This window comes from Streptomyces sp. CA-210063 (genome assembly GCF_024612015.1).
Lineage (GTDB): Bacteria > Actinomycetota > Actinomycetes > Streptomycetales > Streptomycetaceae > Streptomyces.
Genome location: NZ_CP102512.1, coordinates 7,627,280 through 7,644,351, shown reverse-complemented (window position 1 = coordinate 7,644,351; position 17,072 = coordinate 7,627,280). Strand labels below are relative to the sequence as shown.

General features: G+C 67.5%; 12 protein-coding genes. 8 read left to right on the top strand and 4 right to left on the bottom strand.

All coding sequences use genetic code 11. From position 1 onward, the window contains the following. Positions 1–81 precede the first annotated feature (81 nt). Entirely contained in the window at positions 82–966 is an 885-nt protein-coding gene (locus tag JIX56_RS33390) for a helix-turn-helix domain-containing protein (RefSeq protein ID WP_257546111.1), read from the top strand. Then, positions 963–1,166, top strand: coding sequence for a DUF397 domain-containing protein (locus JIX56_RS33385; RefSeq protein WP_257546110.1), 204 nt, complete (start codon positions 963–965; stop codon positions 1,164–1,166). The genes JIX56_RS33390 and JIX56_RS33385 overlap by 4 nt, the downstream gene beginning before the upstream one ends. A 100-nt stretch (positions 1,167–1,266) precedes the next feature. Here JIX56_RS33385 and JIX56_RS33380 read toward each other — a convergent pair whose 3' ends face one another. Further along, the gene (locus JIX56_RS33380) at positions 1,267–3,399 is read right to left on the bottom strand and encodes a tetratricopeptide repeat protein (protein ID WP_257546108.1); all 2,133 of its coding nucleotides are present in this window, start codon (positions 3,397–3,399) and stop codon (positions 1,267–1,269) included. Between the two features lie 8 nt (positions 3,400–3,407). Beyond that, positions 3,408–3,818 carry a hypothetical protein gene (locus JIX56_RS33375; RefSeq protein ID WP_257546107.1) on the bottom strand — a complete coding sequence of 137 codons (411 nt, stop codon included), beginning with the start codon at positions 3,816–3,818 and terminating at the stop codon, positions 3,408–3,410. A 233-nt stretch (positions 3,819–4,051) separates the two neighbouring features. Here JIX56_RS33375 and JIX56_RS33370 point away from each other — a divergent pair, with 233 nt between their 5' ends. The 5 genes from JIX56_RS33370 (at position 4,052) to pglZ (ending at position 12,561) form a co-directional block, all read left to right on the top strand. Then, positions 4,052–4,321: a hypothetical protein gene (locus tag JIX56_RS33370; protein WP_257546106.1), complete on the top strand. Its 270-nt coding sequence runs from the start codon at positions 4,052–4,054 to the stop codon at positions 4,319–4,321. After that, positions 4,314–4,925 carry a DUF6879 family protein gene (locus JIX56_RS33365; RefSeq protein WP_257546105.1) on the top strand — a complete coding sequence of 204 codons (612 nt, stop codon included), beginning with the start codon at positions 4,314–4,316 and terminating at the stop codon, positions 4,923–4,925. The genes JIX56_RS33370 and JIX56_RS33365 overlap by 8 nt, the downstream gene beginning before the upstream one ends. 208 nt (positions 4,926–5,133) lie before the next feature. Then, positions 5,134–5,529: a hypothetical protein gene (locus tag JIX56_RS33360; RefSeq protein ID WP_257546103.1), complete on the top strand. Its 396-nt coding sequence runs from the start codon at positions 5,134–5,136 to the stop codon at positions 5,527–5,529. 170 nt (positions 5,530–5,699) lie between these two features. After that, positions 5,700–9,626, top strand: coding sequence for a BREX-2 system ATPase PglY (pglY, locus tag JIX56_RS33355; RefSeq protein ID WP_257546101.1), 3,927 nt, complete (start codon positions 5,700–5,702; stop codon positions 9,624–9,626). Positions 9,627–9,660: 34 nt separating this feature from the next. After that, complete coding sequence (gene pglZ, locus JIX56_RS33350) at positions 9,661–12,561, top strand: BREX-2 system phosphatase PglZ (protein WP_257546099.1); 2,901 nt, start codon at positions 9,661–9,663, stop codon at positions 12,559–12,561. Between the two features lie 52 nt (positions 12,562–12,613). On the opposite strand, the gene JIX56_RS33345 is transcribed toward pglZ, so the two are convergent. Together JIX56_RS33345 and JIX56_RS33340 are read right to left on the bottom strand one after the other, a co-directional pair. Beyond that, positions 12,614–13,666 carry a CBS domain-containing protein gene (locus JIX56_RS33345; protein ID WP_257546098.1) on the bottom strand — a complete coding sequence of 351 codons (1,053 nt, stop codon included), beginning with the start codon at positions 13,664–13,666 and terminating at the stop codon, positions 12,614–12,616. A 7-nt stretch (positions 13,667–13,673) separates the two neighbouring features. Then, positions 13,674–15,482 carry a GmrSD restriction endonuclease domain-containing protein gene (locus JIX56_RS33340; protein WP_257546097.1) on the bottom strand — a complete coding sequence of 603 codons (1,809 nt, stop codon included), beginning with the start codon at positions 15,480–15,482 and terminating at the stop codon, positions 13,674–13,676. Positions 15,483–15,721: 239 nt separating this feature from the next. Between JIX56_RS33340 and brxD the strand changes: the two genes are divergently transcribed. Then, complete coding sequence (brxD, locus tag JIX56_RS33335; RefSeq protein ID WP_257546096.1) at positions 15,722–17,059, top strand: BREX system ATP-binding protein BrxD; 1,338 nt, start codon at positions 15,722–15,724, stop codon at positions 17,057–17,059. Positions 17,060–17,072: the final 13 nt, after the last annotated feature.

Sequence of the window (17,072 nt, the reverse complement as noted above, 5' to 3'; positions counted from 1 at the left end):
GCCGACTAGCATCACCTCAATTTTCCTTCTTTCGAGTTATTCCCTCCATGCCGTGTCGACTGCTCTGCTAAAGGTGTTGGCATGCTTGCGAAGAGTGCCACCCCGAACCCCTCGACCGTCCTCGGCCGCCAACTCGGCGACGAACTACGCCGGTTGCGAGAGGCCGCAGGGCTGACCACTGCTCAGGCAGCCGAAGCTCTCGACTGCACCAAGGGCAAGATCAGCCGGATCGAGAACGGTCGAGTGGCGGTGCGGCTTCCGGACCTGACCGCGATGCTGCACGCCTATGAGGTGACAGACTCCGAGCTCCCAGGGCGCCTGAGCGCACTGGCTCGTAAGGCCAACCGTCGTCGCAGGCAAGGATGGTGGAACCAGTACGGAGCTGTCCTCGCCGACACGTACCGTGACTACATCGCGCTGGAAGCCATGGCTGGGGAGATCCGTACCTTCCAGGCGCAGCTTGTTCCCGGCCTGCTCCAGACCCCAGATTACGTCCGCGCCGTGACGGTGGCTTCGCGACAATGGCAGACGGCAGACGAGATTGAAAAGTTCGTCCAGGTGCGCCTCGCCCGCCAGGAACGGCTCACTGGCGACACTCCCTTGCATCTCTGGGCGGTCCTGTCAGAGGCCGTTCTCCTCCAACGAGTCGGCGGACCCAAAGTGATGCATGCCCAGTTGGAGCATCTCCTGACCGCCTCTGAACAGCCCAACGTGACTGTCCAGGTCCTGCCGTTCTCGCGCGGAGCCCACGCGAGTATGTTCGGCCCGTACGTAGTACTGGGTTTCCCTGAGGAGGCAGCGCTCGACGTCGTGCTGGCAGACAACCCGACCGGCTCCATCTGGCTGGAGCGGGAGGCGGAAGTCGCCCGTTACCAAGATCTGTTCGACGCCGCTCGCACGTCCGCGCTCTCCCCGATGGAATCCCGCGCCGTCATCCGACGCAGGGCCAAGGAGCACAGAGCATGAACATCGCACGCCACAGCACGCCGGAGCTGTCGGGCGCGAAGTGGCGCAGCAGCACCTACAGCGGAGGCAACAACGAGTGCGTCGAGATCGCTGACAACGTCCCCGCCCTCATACCGGTCCGCGACAGCAAACACCCCACCGGCCCAGTGATCGCTTTCACCCCCGACGCCTGGACCGCGTTCCTCGACCACCTGCGTTGAGCGAAGCTCATACGGTGACGGGTGGGCCCCCACCCGTGAGCGTGCGCACCTCACCACATGTCGCGATCCCGCTCCCTGAACCGCCGCGCACGCGTGCCCCTCACGCCCCGGGCGGGCGCCATCGCCCCGATGTGAAAGCGCTCAACAGCTGTCGGCTGGCAACCGTGAACGGGTGGTCGGGGCCCAGGCCGCGTTCCCGCCTGGCCACGACATCCGTCATCAGCTCGATCCCCGCGTCCACGTGACCAAGCGCGGCCTGAGTCCGGGAGAGGAGCTGCTGAGCCGAGAGCGCGATCGGGTAATCGGGGCCGAAGCGTCGCCGGTAGGCCTCGGTGACCAGCTGTATCTCCTGGTCGGCCTCGTCGAAGCGGCCCAGCAGGTACAGCGCCCAGGCGCGGTTGTGGCGGGCGCCCAAGGTCACCGTGTGGTCCGGGCCAAGGAACCGGACGCATTCCGAGGGCAGGTGAAGCAACGCCCCGTCTTCCTCAGTGACGACCTCGGCGGCGGACAGCAGTACCAGAAGACTTGAGCGGGAACGCAGAGTCAAAGGATGCGTGGGGCCCAGCGTCGTGCGTCGGCCGACGATCGTGGACCGGAGAAGGGAGAGGGCATCGTCCCGTCTGCCGAGATTTCCGAGCACGAGTTGAAGGCCATGGCCGCTGTCCAGGGTGTCGGGATCGTTGGCCCCGAACAGACGCTCCTGAGCCGCGCGGACGCGCTCGAGCAGCAGCTCGGCCTCGGTATATCTACCCAGACGAAACAGCGCCCGGCCGGCCCTGGAGCGGGTGGCCAGTACGAGTCGGTGCTCCGCGCCGAGTCGCCGCTCGCTGAGGTCCGCTGCGGCTCGGGCGGTCTCCCAGGCGGAGAGGTAGTCTCCGGTGCGGTGCAGGGCGACGGACAAGCGGGTCGCCACGGCCAGTGCGTCAGCCAACGTCGGCGGGTCGTCGATACGTCGCAGCAAGGCGAGCGCGTGGGGAACGAGCAGCCGGAGCAGCGGATCGTACGGGCCCGCGTCGGGGAGACCGGGAACGGCTGCTCCGAGCAGTCGGACGGCTGTGGTGTTGAGAAGCGGCACCTTTTCCGCCGGAGTCGCCGCCGCGACGCTGTCGAGCAATATCCCATGGCTCTGCGCGCAGCGCACACCGATGTCGACCAACTCGGTCAACGATTGGTCGAGCAGCGCTCTCAGGGCGGTTTCGCAACGCGCGCGGGGAAGAACATCGCTGATATCGGCATGGTTGAGCAGCGACAGCGGTAGCGGTTCGGGAGCGAGGCGGGCCAACAGCCTCAGTAGTGTGGCCGCTTCGGGCAACCCTCGCGCCTCGAACGCGTCGAGTGTCAGTTGCCACGTCAGGCCGACCAGGTGCCGTGGATCCTCCTCCGACAAGGCATCGGCTCCTTGATCGATGAGTTGGACGCGTTCCCCTTCGTCGAGGTGGCGCCCGTAGGTCTCCATCGTCCAGGGATCGAGCACCTGTTGGGAAAGGAAGCCGCCTGCCAGTGTGAGAGCGAGCGGCAACCGGCCGAGCCGTTCCGCGATCTCCGCCGCCTCCTCCTGTGTGCCGCTGTGCGGGGCGAGGTCACGCAGCACCTGCGCGGCGTCCTCGCGCGGCAGTACGCCGATGTGCTGCAGCTCTGCCCCCGGCCACCAGCGGGCGGCCGACCGGCGTGTGGTCACCACGACCGTGCCGCGTGGACTGGTGCGCAGCCAGCTGCCGTCACGAAGGATCTCGGGTTGGTCGGCGTTGTCGAGTACCAGCAGCCAGGGCTCGGCGGAGCGGTCGAGATACTGCCAGACGAGGTCGGCGGCGGGACGGAGTCCGTTGCGGGCGGCCAGCAGTTCGCCGTCGCCGGCACCCCGGTCGGCGGCGACGGCGAGCATGCCGGCGCGCAGGCTCGCGCGGTCGGAAGCACTGACCCACAGGCCCACCCTGCCGCACTCGTCAACGGCCAGCTGGAAGAACGTGTAGGCGACCGCGGTCTTGCCGCAGCCGCCCATGCCGTACAGCACGTAGGCCTCACCGCCCCGGCCCTCCCGTACACCTGCTCGCAGACGTTCCAGCACTTCGAAGCGATCACGCAGAACGGCCGGAGGCCGGCCGACCGCCGGACGGCGAACCGAGTCGGGGCCGCTGGGCATGGCCGCTTCATCGCCGTAGTGGTGGTGTTCGCTGATGTGCTGGTCACCCGACGCTTGGTAGACACGGCCACGGTCCTCGGCATGGCCGTCCATCGCGCCTGTCATCGCTCCGCGATGTGCTGGTCTCGTCCTGCCTGATAGATCCGGGCCTGGCCGGACGCGCTTGCGTGCTGGGTGACCGCGGGGCCGGTCGAGCCCCTCGGATCAAGTTCGTCGAGGAGTCCGCGTAGTTCGACAGCGGCGCCCGGCTGGGCGGCGAGCAGGCGCCGGAGCCGCCCCTGCCACTCCAGATGCAGTTCGCTGAGCGTCTCCTGGTCATCGGCCTCTCCGGCCGCCAGGGCGTCTTCGCGGGTGGCTTCCAATTCGGCGGCGACAGCCTCGGCACGGTGCGGCTGCATTCGGCGCCACAGTTGCGTGATCCCGTCTCGGGTCCGATGCCAGGCGTCAGTTGTCATCAATGTGACCAGTGTGACTCCCGCGCTCTGCGCGAGTAAGGCCGTCTCCGGGTCCACAGTTCCCCCTGAATAAAATTTTCCGGATTTTCTGACTATATGCCGAATAGCCAGAATCTATCACTCTTTGATACCTTGTCGTTTCGTGACCACTTATCGTCGCACTCTCGAGCCGGATGGGACAACAAGAGGTCGCACGCGCCCTCTTCAGCAAGTCCATTTTTGACGTGGTCAAGCCGATACGTTGAGCGCTAGAGTAATGGCACTCTGGCCTAATCGAGGGGGCGATGGCCATGACCAGGCCGTGGGAAGCAGATCCGACCACGACATTCAAGCGGCGCCTGGGGAAATCACCGCAGGAGTTGGGGAATACGACCGACAATCCCGACTGCCCCGACATCTGGGAACTCGAGAACGGGGACATCGCCGTCATCGGCCGGGACCTTACGGAGTCTCTGGGCAGGAAACTGCCGACAGGGGTCTCCATCGGAGCGGACGAACGGCTCGTGGTCGTCCCAAGGAACATGTTGATTGAAGCGAAACCGGACATCCCGAATGTTTGACTCCTTCCCGAGTGGCGTTTCCGAACGCATGGATCGCCCCACGTACCACGCGGACTTCCGCCGGGTCTACGAGAGCGGAATTCGCCAATTGAGCAAGCTCGAACGGGGGCAGAACTTCAAAGAACGCGGATTCGCCAGCTGGGAAGCCTTCGCCATCGGGGAATGGGACCGTGCATTGTCCCTCATCCAGGAGAAACGCGATGTCTACGCACGGCAATTCCGTGAGGCGGCACGACTGAACATTCTGGAGCGCCGTCTTCGCGTGGTGGAGTTCCCAGTGACCCCCTACGTGCAATGGGAGCTGTTCGTCTTGCGTCTGCGCGTGGAGCTGGGCGACAACATCAAGGTTCTCGATGCCCGCAAGATCTCGGACATCGAGAAGGACCACCCTGTTCCGGAGGTGGTGATCCTCGGAGACGTCGTCATGTACGAGGTGTGCTACGACGATGACGGGAACGCGGCGGGAGCCAATCGCTTCGCCGATCAAGCACTGATCCGGGAAACGCTGTCCGGGTTCGATGCGCTGTACGAGCGCGCAGAAGACTTCCACGACTTCTTCGACAGGGAGATCGCTCCCCTTGCCCCACCGGCAGTCGCCTACTGAGCCGAGAGCCGACCACGGGCGGCCGGTCCACGCCACCAGCGCGACTGCCCCCAGCCAGCGCCCTCGCCAGGCGCCCCTTCGCGTCCAGCCAGCCGCAGCATGCTCAGCATGCCCAGTTCATCACTCGAAGCAATGACTCCTTTACTCTGATTCTCCATACTATGATTCATTTGAGTATGTTCAGCGCGAGCAAACTCGAAGGTCATCCATGCCAAGCTTCGTAGGCCGCAACTCCGAGCTGGCCCGGGAATCCTTGGCCCGGCTGCTCCCCGACGACACGTGGCCGCAAGTGCGGGAAGTGGGCGGCTGGTGGCCTCGTACGAACAATCCCGAGGTCGACCTGGTGGGGGCAGACCGGTCGCCTGCCCGCGAGATCGGCTTCGTCGGCTCGATCAAGTGGCACGAACGCGGCTCATTCGACCGTCGCGCCCTGGCCTCGCTGGCCCGGGACGCTCTCGCCGTACCCGGTGCCGACGAGGACACTCCGCTGGTCGCGGTGTCCCGCTCCGGGTTCTCGGTGGACGGGCTGGCGGCGACGTACGGGCCCGAGCAGCTGATGGAGGCATGGGGTTCCGCTGCGGGAGCTCCCTCCCCCATGTCATAGGCGCCCGATACGATCGAAGACCGTCCCCATACGTGTGAACACTGGCGGACGGTGCTTCCGGGGCAGCGTGCGGTGCGGGCATCGCTCGCCGTTCCGGTCGACAGGGGACGCGCCGCGCTGCCCGGTGGACGTAGACGTAGTACACGGAAAACAGGAGACGCGAGACAGAGATGGCCCCGACCGCCGCCACAGCCCCCCTCCTCCGCGATGTCATCGACATCAAGACGTCCATCTCCACGTCGGACTTCGTCCTGAAGCTTGCCGAGGCCGTCACCCAGGAGGGCGCCGAACGGGCGCTTCGGGACTACGTCGTCACGGAGCGTCTTCTCGAGAACTTCGACGAGGCGCTGAGTCTGATCAAGACCGCGCTGGACGGGCAGACGTCGAAGGCCGCGTATCTGCACGGCTCGTTCGGTTCCGGTAAGTCGCACTTCATGGCCGTGCTGCACGCCCTGCTCCGGGGCGATGAGGCCGCACGTGCCCGGACCGATTTCGATCCGGTGCTGGCCAAGCACGAATGGCTGAGCACCGACGGGAAGCGGTTCCTGCTCGTGCCGTACCACATGCTCGGGGCCAAGTCCCTGGAGCAGCGGGTGCTCGGCGGGTACGTCAGTCATGTCAAGGCGCTGCATGACGATGCGCCCACTCCGCAGGTCTACAGGACCGACTCCCTCTTCGCGGACATCCGCGCGCTGAGGGATCGTATGGGCGACGACAAATTCATCGAAGGGCTCGCCGGAGCCGCGGCCGACGGAGGCACCGTCGATGCCGACGACGAGTGGGGCGACTCCTTCGCCTGGACCCCGGCGCTCCTCGACACCGCCCTCACCGCCGAGGAACTGGACGGCGCCGAGGTCAACCTCAACCTGGTCAACCCGACCACCCCGGCCGAGCTGCGCGCCAAGCTGGTGCACGACGCGAGCACCAGCTGGTTCCCCGGTTTCGCGAAGAACGCCGCCGAGGACGAGCACGGCTTCATCTCGCTCGACGCCGGCCTCGCCGTCATCGCCGAGCATGCGAAGTCGCTGAAGTACGACGGGCTGATCCTGTTCATGGACGAGCTGATCCTCTGGCTCGCCAACCGCATCCACGACCAGAAGTTCGTCTCCCGCGAAGCCGACAAGATCACCAACTTCGTGGAGGGCGCCGACTCGCGCCGCGCCATCCCGATCGTGTCGTTCATCGCACGCCAGCGTGATCTGCGGGAGCTGGTGGGCCAGGAGGTTTCCGGGGCGGCCGAGACCGCGATCCAGGACAGTCTCAACCTGGCTTCCGGCCGCTTCGACAAGATCACGCTGGAGGACCGCAACCTCCCGCAGATCGCCCATGCTCGTCTCCTGAAGCCCAAGGACGCGGAGGCCGCCGCCAAGCTCGAGGCGGCATTCGCGAAGATCAAGCGGGTCGGGCCGCAGGTGTGGGACGTGCTGCTGGGCTCCGACGAGGGGACGACCGGTGCCGACGAGACGTCGTTCCGGCTGACGTATCCCTTCTCGCCTTCGTTCATGGACACCCTGGTCCACATCTCCTCGGCGCTGCAGCGCTCCCGTACCGGTCTGAAGCTGATGGGCCAGTTGCTGGCCGACCATCGCGACGACGCGACGCTGGAACAGCTCATCCCGCTCGGCGATCTTTATCCGGTCATCGCAGATGGGGGCGACCGGCCGTTCGTCGACAGTCTGAAGGTGGAGTTCCAGGCCGCGGACAAGCTGTACCGCACCAAGCTGCGGCCCTATCTCCTGGCGATGTACGACGTCACCGAGGAGGACATCGAGCGCTACCGCCACCGCCGCGAGACCGTCACCGAGCAGGGGCTCGTCCAGCGGTGCAAGGCGTTCGTGGGTGACGACCGGCTGATGTGCACGCTCCTGCTGTCCGCGCTGGCGCCCAGTGTGCCCGCGCTGCGGGACCTGACGATCCGGCGCCTCGCGGCCCTCAACCACGGCTCGGTCATCTCCCCCATCCCGGGTGCGGAGGTCGGGGCGATCAAGTCGAAGATCGACGAGTGGGCGTCGCGCTTCGCGGAGATCAAGCCCACCGGCACCAAGGCCAACCCCGGCGTACGGCTCGAGTTGGCCGGGGTGGACGTGGATTCGGTCATCGCGAACGCCAACGTCAACAACAACCGCTCCAATCGCCGCGCCCTCGCCAAGCGACTGCTCGCCGAGGAGCTGGGAATCGACCTCCAGGAGCGCCTCACCGCAGATGAGCTGAAGTTCGTCTGGCGTGGCTCGAACCGCACGGTGGAGGTCATCTTCGGCAACATCGCCGACCATGACGACCTGCAGGACCACGACTTCGCGCCCAGCCAGGACGGGCTGTGGCGGATGATCATCGATCTGCCGTACGACGAGGGCGAGTACGGGTGGCGCGAAGACGTCAACCGCATGGCCGAGCTCCGTCGGCTTCCCGGCAATCGGCCACGGACGGTGGGGTGGATTCCCACGCATCTGTCCGCCGGCCGCTTCCAGGACTTCCAGCGACTGGTCGTCATCCACTACGCGCTCGCCGACCAGCGCCGCTTCGACACCAGCTACGCGCAGCACCTGAACGCCGACAACCGGGCCCGTGCCAAGGCTCTGCTGGAGGACCAGCGCGAGACGCTGACCAAGACGGTGAAGGCGGCGTTCAAGCAGGCCTATGGCCTTGCGGCCAAGAAGCCCGGCGACGTCATTCCGGACTTCAATGAGCACTTGGAGCCGCTGCCCGACGTGCCGGATCTGCGTGTCTCCATCGGGCAGTCCCTGCATGACGCGGTCCGGCACGTGGCGGGCAAGCTCCTGGCCCACCAGTTCCCCGCGCACCCGGACTTCGACCCGGACGGCACGGGCACCGTCGTCAAACTCGCCGACGCGCGGACCGTGTTCGGGCACATCCGCGGCGCCTCAGAAGCCGGTGACCGGCAGGCCGAGATCCCGGGCAAGGAACGCGACCTCATGCGGCGCGTTGCCACTCCACTGGGGCTCGGCCAGCAGAAGGAGGCGTACTTCAGGCTCTCCACCCGCTGGCCGGAGCACTTCGCCCTCCAAGCGCGCGGCGAGGCCGGTCCCGGTGACCTGAGCGTCGTCCAGCTCACCGAGTGGATCGACCGTCCCACGACGATGGGTCTGGAGCCGTTCCTCGCCCACCTGGTCATCGCGTCGTACGCGGAGATGGACGACCGGGTCTGGGTGCGGGCCGGTGCGCTGCTCGACCCCTCGCCCGAACTGTCGGCGATCAAACCGCAGGACGCGCTGCGTTCCCAGCCCCTGCCGGAAGAACACGTCTGGGAGGAGGCGGGACGCCGCTACTGGGAGATCTTCGGTGAGGAGCCGCCCAGGCTTCGCAGGGGCCGGATGGTCGGACAGTTCGCCCGGCGGATCACGGAGCGGGCTCGCACGTACCAGCCTCACGCGGCCGATCTGGTGGCGCAGTTGGAGAAGCACGCGACGCTGCTCGGTCTGGACGGCACCGACGAGTCCGGCCGAGTGGCGATCGCCCGTCGGGGCCGGGACCTGCTGGACGAGCTGCGCGGGCTGGATCAGGGTGCGGCCGGCGGTTCCGCCGCGGCCAAACAGGTCATCTCCGCATTCGCCGGATTCGATCTCGGCGACGTGCCGACGAGCCGCTACGGTGCGTCGATCAAGCAGGCCGAGGCCGTCGCGGCGGCCTTGGCCACCGCGGCTTGGGACATGCTCAAGCTCGCGCCCAACTACGGGCCGCAGGGTGAGGCGGTGCTGGAGGAGTTGCGCGGCGCGGCGCGTGTCGATCAGCGCACCAAGGACCTCAAGGAGGCGCTGCGGGAGGCACGGCGGTCCATCGTCGCCGTCATCGAGCGCAGCCAGGCACACACCGCCGACCCGCGTAGGGCGTACGCCGCGCCCACGCCGACCGAACCGCTCACAAGGCCCGACGCGATCAGCCTGAGCACCGACACCAGCCAACCGCCCGTGCCCTCTACCCACCCTGGCCCCGACGGCGGACGACGTGCGGGACGCCGCTCGGGCGGGGGCCGGACCACGGCCTCCCGTGCGCTGGCGGAGTTGAGGGCCGAACTGGATGAACTGGCGGCTGCCGAGCCGGACGTAGAGATCGAGATCAGCTGGCGGGTCGTGGAATGAGCGGAAGGCAGCGGGCGAAGAAGGTGTGGGAAGAGTGAGTACGGCGGCCGTGACCACCACCAGCGCGGTGCGGCTCAACGCCGCGACCATCACGCAGTACCTGGCATCGCAGCCCGGCCTCAAGCCGGACAAGCGCCGGGTCGTGCTGCTGCGGGCCGCGCCCTCCTGGGACGGCCCGGACGAGCTGCCGTGGGGCGAGCAGCGGCGGGCCACCGTCGCGGCGGCGCCTTCTCCCCTCGGCGTTTACGAGCTGCTCCTTGCACACCAGAAGCCGTCGGCCACCGGGCCCGATGTGCTGGTGGTGCTCACCGACCGCGAGGAGGCGGAGCTCGGGCCCGATCTGCTGGCCAAGGTGCACCGGCAGCGGGTCAATGCCGTCGACACGTGGGACGTCGTACGGGAGGCGTTCGGTGCGAGCGCCTTCGACCACCGGCTTTTCGAGGAGAACTGGGCTGCCGAGGCGCTGCTGGACGCCGCTCCCCCGCACGGCGGATGGCCGAAGCTGGCGGGCGGTGTCCTGTCACGGCGCGAGGCGCTGACCTCGCTCGCCCTGCGCAGGCTGGGGATCGGCCGCTACGACCCGGACGCCGAAACCTCCCGCGCCACAGCGGGTGGTGGGGACGAGCTCGACATCCACGCCCTCCTGCGATGGTCCCTCGTGCCTGGCGGTCCCGAACGGCTCCTGGCGTTGCGATCGCCCGAGCGAACCGGGCTCGTGCAGTTCCTCGGCGAAGAGGAGCAGGCCGGGCGCGCAGGGCAGGCACTGCTCGCTCTCGTGACGGCGGAACACGGGCCGGACGCCGTCGCGTTCGGGCTGGTCTGCGCAGCTCTGTGGGGGCACGCCGACGCTGCGGCGGACGCGGAGGACTACCGGGCCCGGGGGCGGGCCGAGCGCTGGTTCGGAGAGGAGCCACCTGCCCAGGGTGAGCACCTGGACACCCTCGCGGCGGCCTTCGGACGGTCCTGCGAGGAGTTTGTCTCCGCCCTGCTGCTGACGGGACGGTCGGACAGCGACGAAACGGCGGCGGAAGCCCGGCGGCTGACCGGCTCCGTTCTCGACCGGGCGACCGCCCTTGCGCGCCAGTTCGGAGCGGAACGGGCGGCCGGGACAAGTCCGCTACTGGCGGCAGGACTTGAAGCACGCTTCACAGCTGCCGGCGAGGCGCTGTTGAGCGGCGCCCCCGAGCGGATCACACCCTCGGTGAAGGCCCTCAGCCGACACCGGCTCGCCCGGGATCCCGACTACAGCATCCGTATCGAACGGGTGCGCATGGCACAGCGGCTGGCACGTTGGCTCGCGACCGACCCGCCGGTGGAGACCAACACGGTGGCGGATGCCATTGCCCGTCACGTCACCGAGACGGGCTGGGTGGACCTGGCGCTGGAACACATCGAGTCCGGAGGCGATCCCGATCCGACGCTCCGGTCCGCGTACGACACTCTGTGCGCCTCGGCGCACGACCGTCGGCGCGAGATCGACCGGCACTTCGCCCAGGTTCTTGCCGCCCGGACGGCGACCGACCGTGGCCCCGGCTCAATGCTGGCCGTGGAGACGTTCCTCCCCGAGGTCGTCGCCCCGGTGGTGAAGGCCGGAGAGCGGAGAGTGCTACTCCTCGTACTCGACGGGATGAGCGCCGCCATCGCCGCCGAACTCGGCGAGCAACTGCGCGACCACTGGGTCGAGTACGACCCGTCGCCGGGAGCGAAGGACACCCCGCGGCGCCGCGCGATGGCAGCCGCGCTCCCCACCATCACGGCCGTGTCACGCACCTCTCTCTTCGCCGCGCGGCTGATGAAGGGCACACAGGCCGACGAGAAGAGGCTGGTCCCCGCTCACCGCTTCTGGGGCGGGGAGAACGTGGCGGTATTCCACAAGGACGATCTGCGCGCCGAGAGCAGCGGAGAGCCGTTCGGGCCCGAACTGCACGACGCGCTCGTCGGCGACCGTACGCATGTGGCGGTGGTCCTCAACACCGTGGACGACCGGCTCGCCTCCGAGCAGAAACTCGGTGACGGTGCCTGGCGACTGTCCGACATAGGGGGCCTGCGAGCACTGCTTCGGTCTGCCGCGGACCAGGGCCGGGCGGTGATCCTCACCAGCGACCACGGCCACGTCATCGACCGGCGGACAACTCGGGTGGACGCCGAGGACGTGTGGTCAGCGCGACACCGCGGCCCCGGAGGTCCGCTCGTCGAGCAGGAAATCGTGCTGACGGGCCCTCGGGTTCTTGCCCCGGAGCCGGAGAGCCAGATCGTCGCCCTCTGGAACGCCGACGCCCGCTACACGTCTCGCAAGGCCGGCTATCACGGCGGCGCATCTTTGGCCGAGTTCGCCATCCCTGTGCTGGCCTTCCTGCCCTTCGGGGCGAAGCCGCCGAGCGGCTGGCGGGAGCTGGGGACCCAGCAGCCGAGCTGGTGGTCACTGGCTCCACAGGCAGAGGAGCAGCCGCCGCGGGCCCAAGCCGCCGCAGTCTCGGCATCGGCACCGAAGAAGTCGCCCAAGAAGACCAAGAACGAGGCGGAACTCGCCAAGAGCCACGAGGCACTGTTCGACGTGGCGCTGGTTCCTTCGCCTTCGGGATCCGAGGACGGCGCTCTGTTGTCCGTAGCCCCTGTGTCTCCGAGTGATGCCTTGGTCGACGCCCTCCTGAAGTCCGAGGTCTTCACGGCTCAGGTGCAGTTGCTCGCCCGTAAACCGGACCTTGCTCGGGTGGAAAAGGCCGTACACGCTCTGCTGGACGCGGGCGGCACCCTGCCCATGACTGCTCTCGCCCAGCGCGTCGGACTGCCCGCGAACCGGCCGGCGGACGGCTTCGCCGCCGTGCTACGGCAGTTGCTCAATCACGACGGTGTCCAGGTGCTGGAGACGCTGCCGGACGGGCGGACCCTGCGGCTGCACACCGGACTGCTGCGGGACCAGTTCGAGTTGAGCTGAGGGGAACGGTGTAGTCGGTCCCAGGGTGTCCCGGGACCGACTACACCATGCGTCAGGTGAGCTGGCGCAGCAACCCCGCGAACTGGCGCAGCTCTTCGCTCCGCTGCGCCGACAGCGGCTCCGGGTCGAAGTGCGCGATCTGGTTGCGGATGCTGCGCACCCGGTCGAGCTGGTGCACGAACTGGACGCGGTTCACGCCGGTCCAACCCAGCGTCTGCCAGTTCTGGTCGGCCGCGGCGCACAGCGCCTCTTTGCGGTTTCCCTGTTTGCTGCGCTGGTCGCCGTCGAGCAGCATCACGTACTGGCCGAACATGAGGTCCGCGATCTTCCCCGTCTTCCTGTCGTTTTGCTGCACGGCACGGATGGCGTCCTCGCTCATCTTCGCGCCGAGGCACTTGCGGAGCCGGAACTCGATCTCGCCCACGACGAAGAACGGCCATGCGGTCGCATCGAAGCGCTGGGTGATGTCCGCAGCGGTGACGATGCCGCTGATGCGCCCATTGTGGGCCCGAACCAGCACGTATCCGTGCTCGCAGACGTTGGAGAGCATGGCGAAGAAGTCGTCGTGCGCGTGCGCGACCGGCGGGTCCTCCACGATCGCGTTGGCCAGCGCCGCTTCCGCACCTGTGGCGTACATCTTGGCCACCGAGCGCCAGGTGACGACGCCGGCCACCGTGTACTGGTCCTCCAGGACCGGGACCTGGGAGTAGTTCTTCGTGTGCATGATGTACGTCGCCTCGGTGAGGTCCGAGGCAGGCGTGACCGAATCGACTCCCGCGTGTGCGCACGGCAGGTCGCCGATCCGGAAGGGCTGCTGCGGCATGGCACCGGGCAGCAGCCCCGCCTCGTCCTCCTGCTCCTCGTCCGCGCCGTCCCCCTGATTCCCTGCTACGGATTCCTGGGCAACGAGGTGGATCTCGGACTGGCTGCTGCAGGTGGCGAAGTACGGAAGGGTCGCGAGACCGACGTCCTTCAGCTTTTGCTCGATGTGCAGGATGGCCTGGTCGTTGCGGAACCGCGTGTTGAAGATGGTCAGGAGCTCAACGAGAGGTATGCGCCGGCCTTTGAGCGCCAGCAGTTCTTCGTCGGAAGGTGTCCGGAGCACGGCTGCGTCACCCGGCCTTCGCGTCGCGGAAGACGGTGCGCTTACCCATGGCTGACATGACCAGCTCAAGCAGCTGCTTGGACCTGTTCACGTAGAACTGCTCGAAATCGCCCGAGTGCAGCGCGCCAGGGTCGATGAGGTGAGTGCCGATGACGTCGTCGAACCACTCAGGGCGCATGCCCGACTCCAGCGCGAGCGTCTTCAGGTATCCGACGGGCGAACCAGTCATGCTCTTGCTGGCCCTGAGCGACAGGGGTGTCTTGTTGATGATCGAGTTCGCCCTGTTGCTGTAGGCCCGGTGATTCTTGTCGATCCACGCCTTCGGGAAGATCTGGCGCACCTCCACGCTGTACTCGGCCAGACGCGCGGCGTTCAAGGGTGCTTCCGTGAAGTACCAGTCCACCGCCCCCTGCTTGACCAGGAGGGCGTAAACCCCCTTGTACGCGGCGCTGTTGCGCGTGCTGAGGGTGTCCAGCCGGTCATCCAGGAAGGCCGCCTCGGCAATGGTGTCGGGAACCAGCTCCGTGTTGCCCTGAAGTCGTTCGACAAGTTGCTCCACGTCGCGGGTAAAGCGGCTTTCCGTCGAACCGCCGTACATCTCGCCGAGCACGCCGCACCAGTACCACTGAGTGAGCAATTCGTCGGCCGCCGCCGTCTCGGTCTCCTCGCCCAGAATCGTCCGTACGGCGGCCAGGGGTACGAGCTGGGTTCGATACGGCAGGTCGGGGGCGCGCACGATGCATTGCTGCTCCAGGAAAGCCCCCACCCACTCGAAGGCTTCCGCCACGCGCGGAGCGAGCAGGCTGAAGTCGGCGAGCGGCAGTTCCAGCAGGTCACGGCGCTTGCACGAGACCGCGGCACGCGGCTCCTGGCGCTTGCGCTCCCAGGTTCGGACGAGTGCCACAGCCTGGAGGAAATCACTGCTGCTGAGGCCGTCCTCGACACCGGCCTCCATGCGTCCGAACACGGGGTACGACGACGTCAGGCCCTTCTTGATGTCCAGCCAGACGTCGGGGAGCTTGTAGTAGTCGTCGTGCTCGGCCACATACTCCTGGTTGCCCGCGTAGGTGGCCGTCAGCAGTTCGAAGACGTTGAGCGGCACACCACCGGTGTTCACCCGCTCGAACACGGCACAGACCGCGTCCATGGTCGTGGAGGCCGCAAGCTTGATCATCGGCACCTGGAACGACTGCATGCGGTTGAGCACGTGCATCTGGAACCGTCCCCACAGCCCCCAGTTCGAGTTGTCGACCTTCACGTACTCCTCGTGCCAGGCATTCACCCGTTCGGTGTCGAACACGAAGTGGAGGGGAAAGTAGCCGGCCGCGCACTCACCTTCGACGGTACTCAGGTCGATGAGGTCCCTGCGGTTGAAGCCGGTCTTGAGGATCCTGTCCTCAGGCACTGACACGATGGCGTCGTCACGTTCGGCCGGTGGCCCGATGGCCTTGGCGATGTCGACGTAGTACCAGCGCCTCAGCTCCTTGCCTCGAGCATCCACCGTCTCCACCGGGCGATCCCGGTGCAGGGCCTGGAAGAGGGAGGTCAACCGTTGCTGGCCGTCGAGCAGCAGCAGATCGGGCACCCGGCCCTCCGCATCCTCAGCGCCTTTCAGCGTCCGGGTGCGGAACAGTGAGGTGCCATTGGTCTGCAGCGCCATCACCACCCCGAGCGGATAGTCGAGTGTCACCGTCGCGATGAGTGCCCTGATGCGCTCGTCGTCCCACTTCCACTCACGTTGGAAGTCGGGGAGCTGTAAGGCGCCGGAAGCGACGTCCGCAAGGGCGTCGCTGAGTTTCAGACTGTCGAGTGCCACGCTGTTTCTTTCCGTCTCGGGCCGAACGCTGCGTCACCACCCCATCACGGCGGTGAACATGCCATTGCATCAACGGGGTTGGCGGCAGTCAAGGCATTCACCGACACCGCTACCACGCACCGGCATCGGCGATCCGGAGCCGGCCGGGCGGTCCGTCCGCACTGCGCTCCAAACGCACTACGGTGCCGCCCGTTTCGCCCTGCGCCCTCGTGGTCCCAGGCCGATGGGAGACTGTCGGAGTGAGTACAGACAGCCCTGGCCGAAACGGACCCGTCAGTGCCGCCCGGCGCCGTGACGTGATCGACGCGCTGCGCCGGGGAGCCGTTCCTGAGAGCGGGCTCGACCTGCTGGCCACCGGCCTGGATCGGTTCCAGAGTGCCCTGGACTCTGAACTCGACGCCGTGGCGTCGGGCGCGTCGGTGTTCAAGGCCGTACGCGGCGAGTACGGGTCGGGCAAGACCTTCTTCGCGCGCTGGCTCGGGGAGCGGGCCAAGCGGCGCAACTTCGCCGTCGCCGAGATCCAGGTCTCGGAGACCGAGACGCCGCTGCACAAGCTGGAGACCGTCTACCGCCGCCTCACCGAGCGGCTGGCCACGCCCGGATTCCCCCCGAGCGCGCTCCGGCCGGTCGTGGACGCCTGGTTCTACGCCCTTGAGGAGGACGCCCTTGCCGCGGGTGCCTCCGAGGAGGACCTGCCTGCGAAAGTGGAGCAGCTGATGACGGCCCGGCTCACCGAGGTGTCCCGGCACGCCCCGTCGTTCGCGACAGCGCTGCGGGGTTACCGTACGGCCCTCGAGTCGGGAGACGAGGCCACCGCCTCCGCCGTCATGGCATGGCTGGGCGGGCAGCCGCATGTAGCCGCGGCGGCCCGCAGGTCCGCCGGGGTGCGCGGCGACCTCGACCATTTCGGCGCCCTGGGGTTCCTGCAGGGGCTGCTCACCGTGCTGCGGGACTCCGGGCACTCGGGCCTGTTCGTCGTGCTGGACGAGGTGGAAACTCTGCAACGGGTTCGGTCCGACGCCCGTGACAAGGCGCTGAACGCGCTGCGCCAGCTCATCGACGAGGTGCACTCCGGACGCTTCCCCGGCCTCTATCTGCTGATCACCGGCACGCCGGCGTTCTACGACGGCCGGCAGGGGGTGCAGCGGCTGGCTCCGCTGGCCCAGCGACTGGCCACCGACTTCACGACCGATCCGCGCTTCGACAACCCGCGTGCCGTGCAGCTCAGGCTGCCGGGCTTCAATCTGGAATCGCTGATCGGTCTAGGGCTGACCATCCGGGACCTGTACGCGTCCGGGTCTTCGGCGGCTGAGCGAGTAAAGGAGCTCACAGACGACGTATACGTCGCCGACCTGGCAAGGGCCGTCGGCGGGGCGCTGGGCGGCAAGGTCGGGGTGGCACCTCGTCTGTTCCTCAAGAAGCTCGTCGGCGACGTCCTCGACCGTGTGGACCAGTTCGAGGACTTCGATCCGCGCAAGCACTACGCGCTCACGGTGAACGCCTCGGAGCTGACCGAGGTCGAGCGCAACGCCGCGGCGGTCGACAGCGCCGATGATGTCGAACTGGATCTCCCGTGAGCGACGTGGCGCC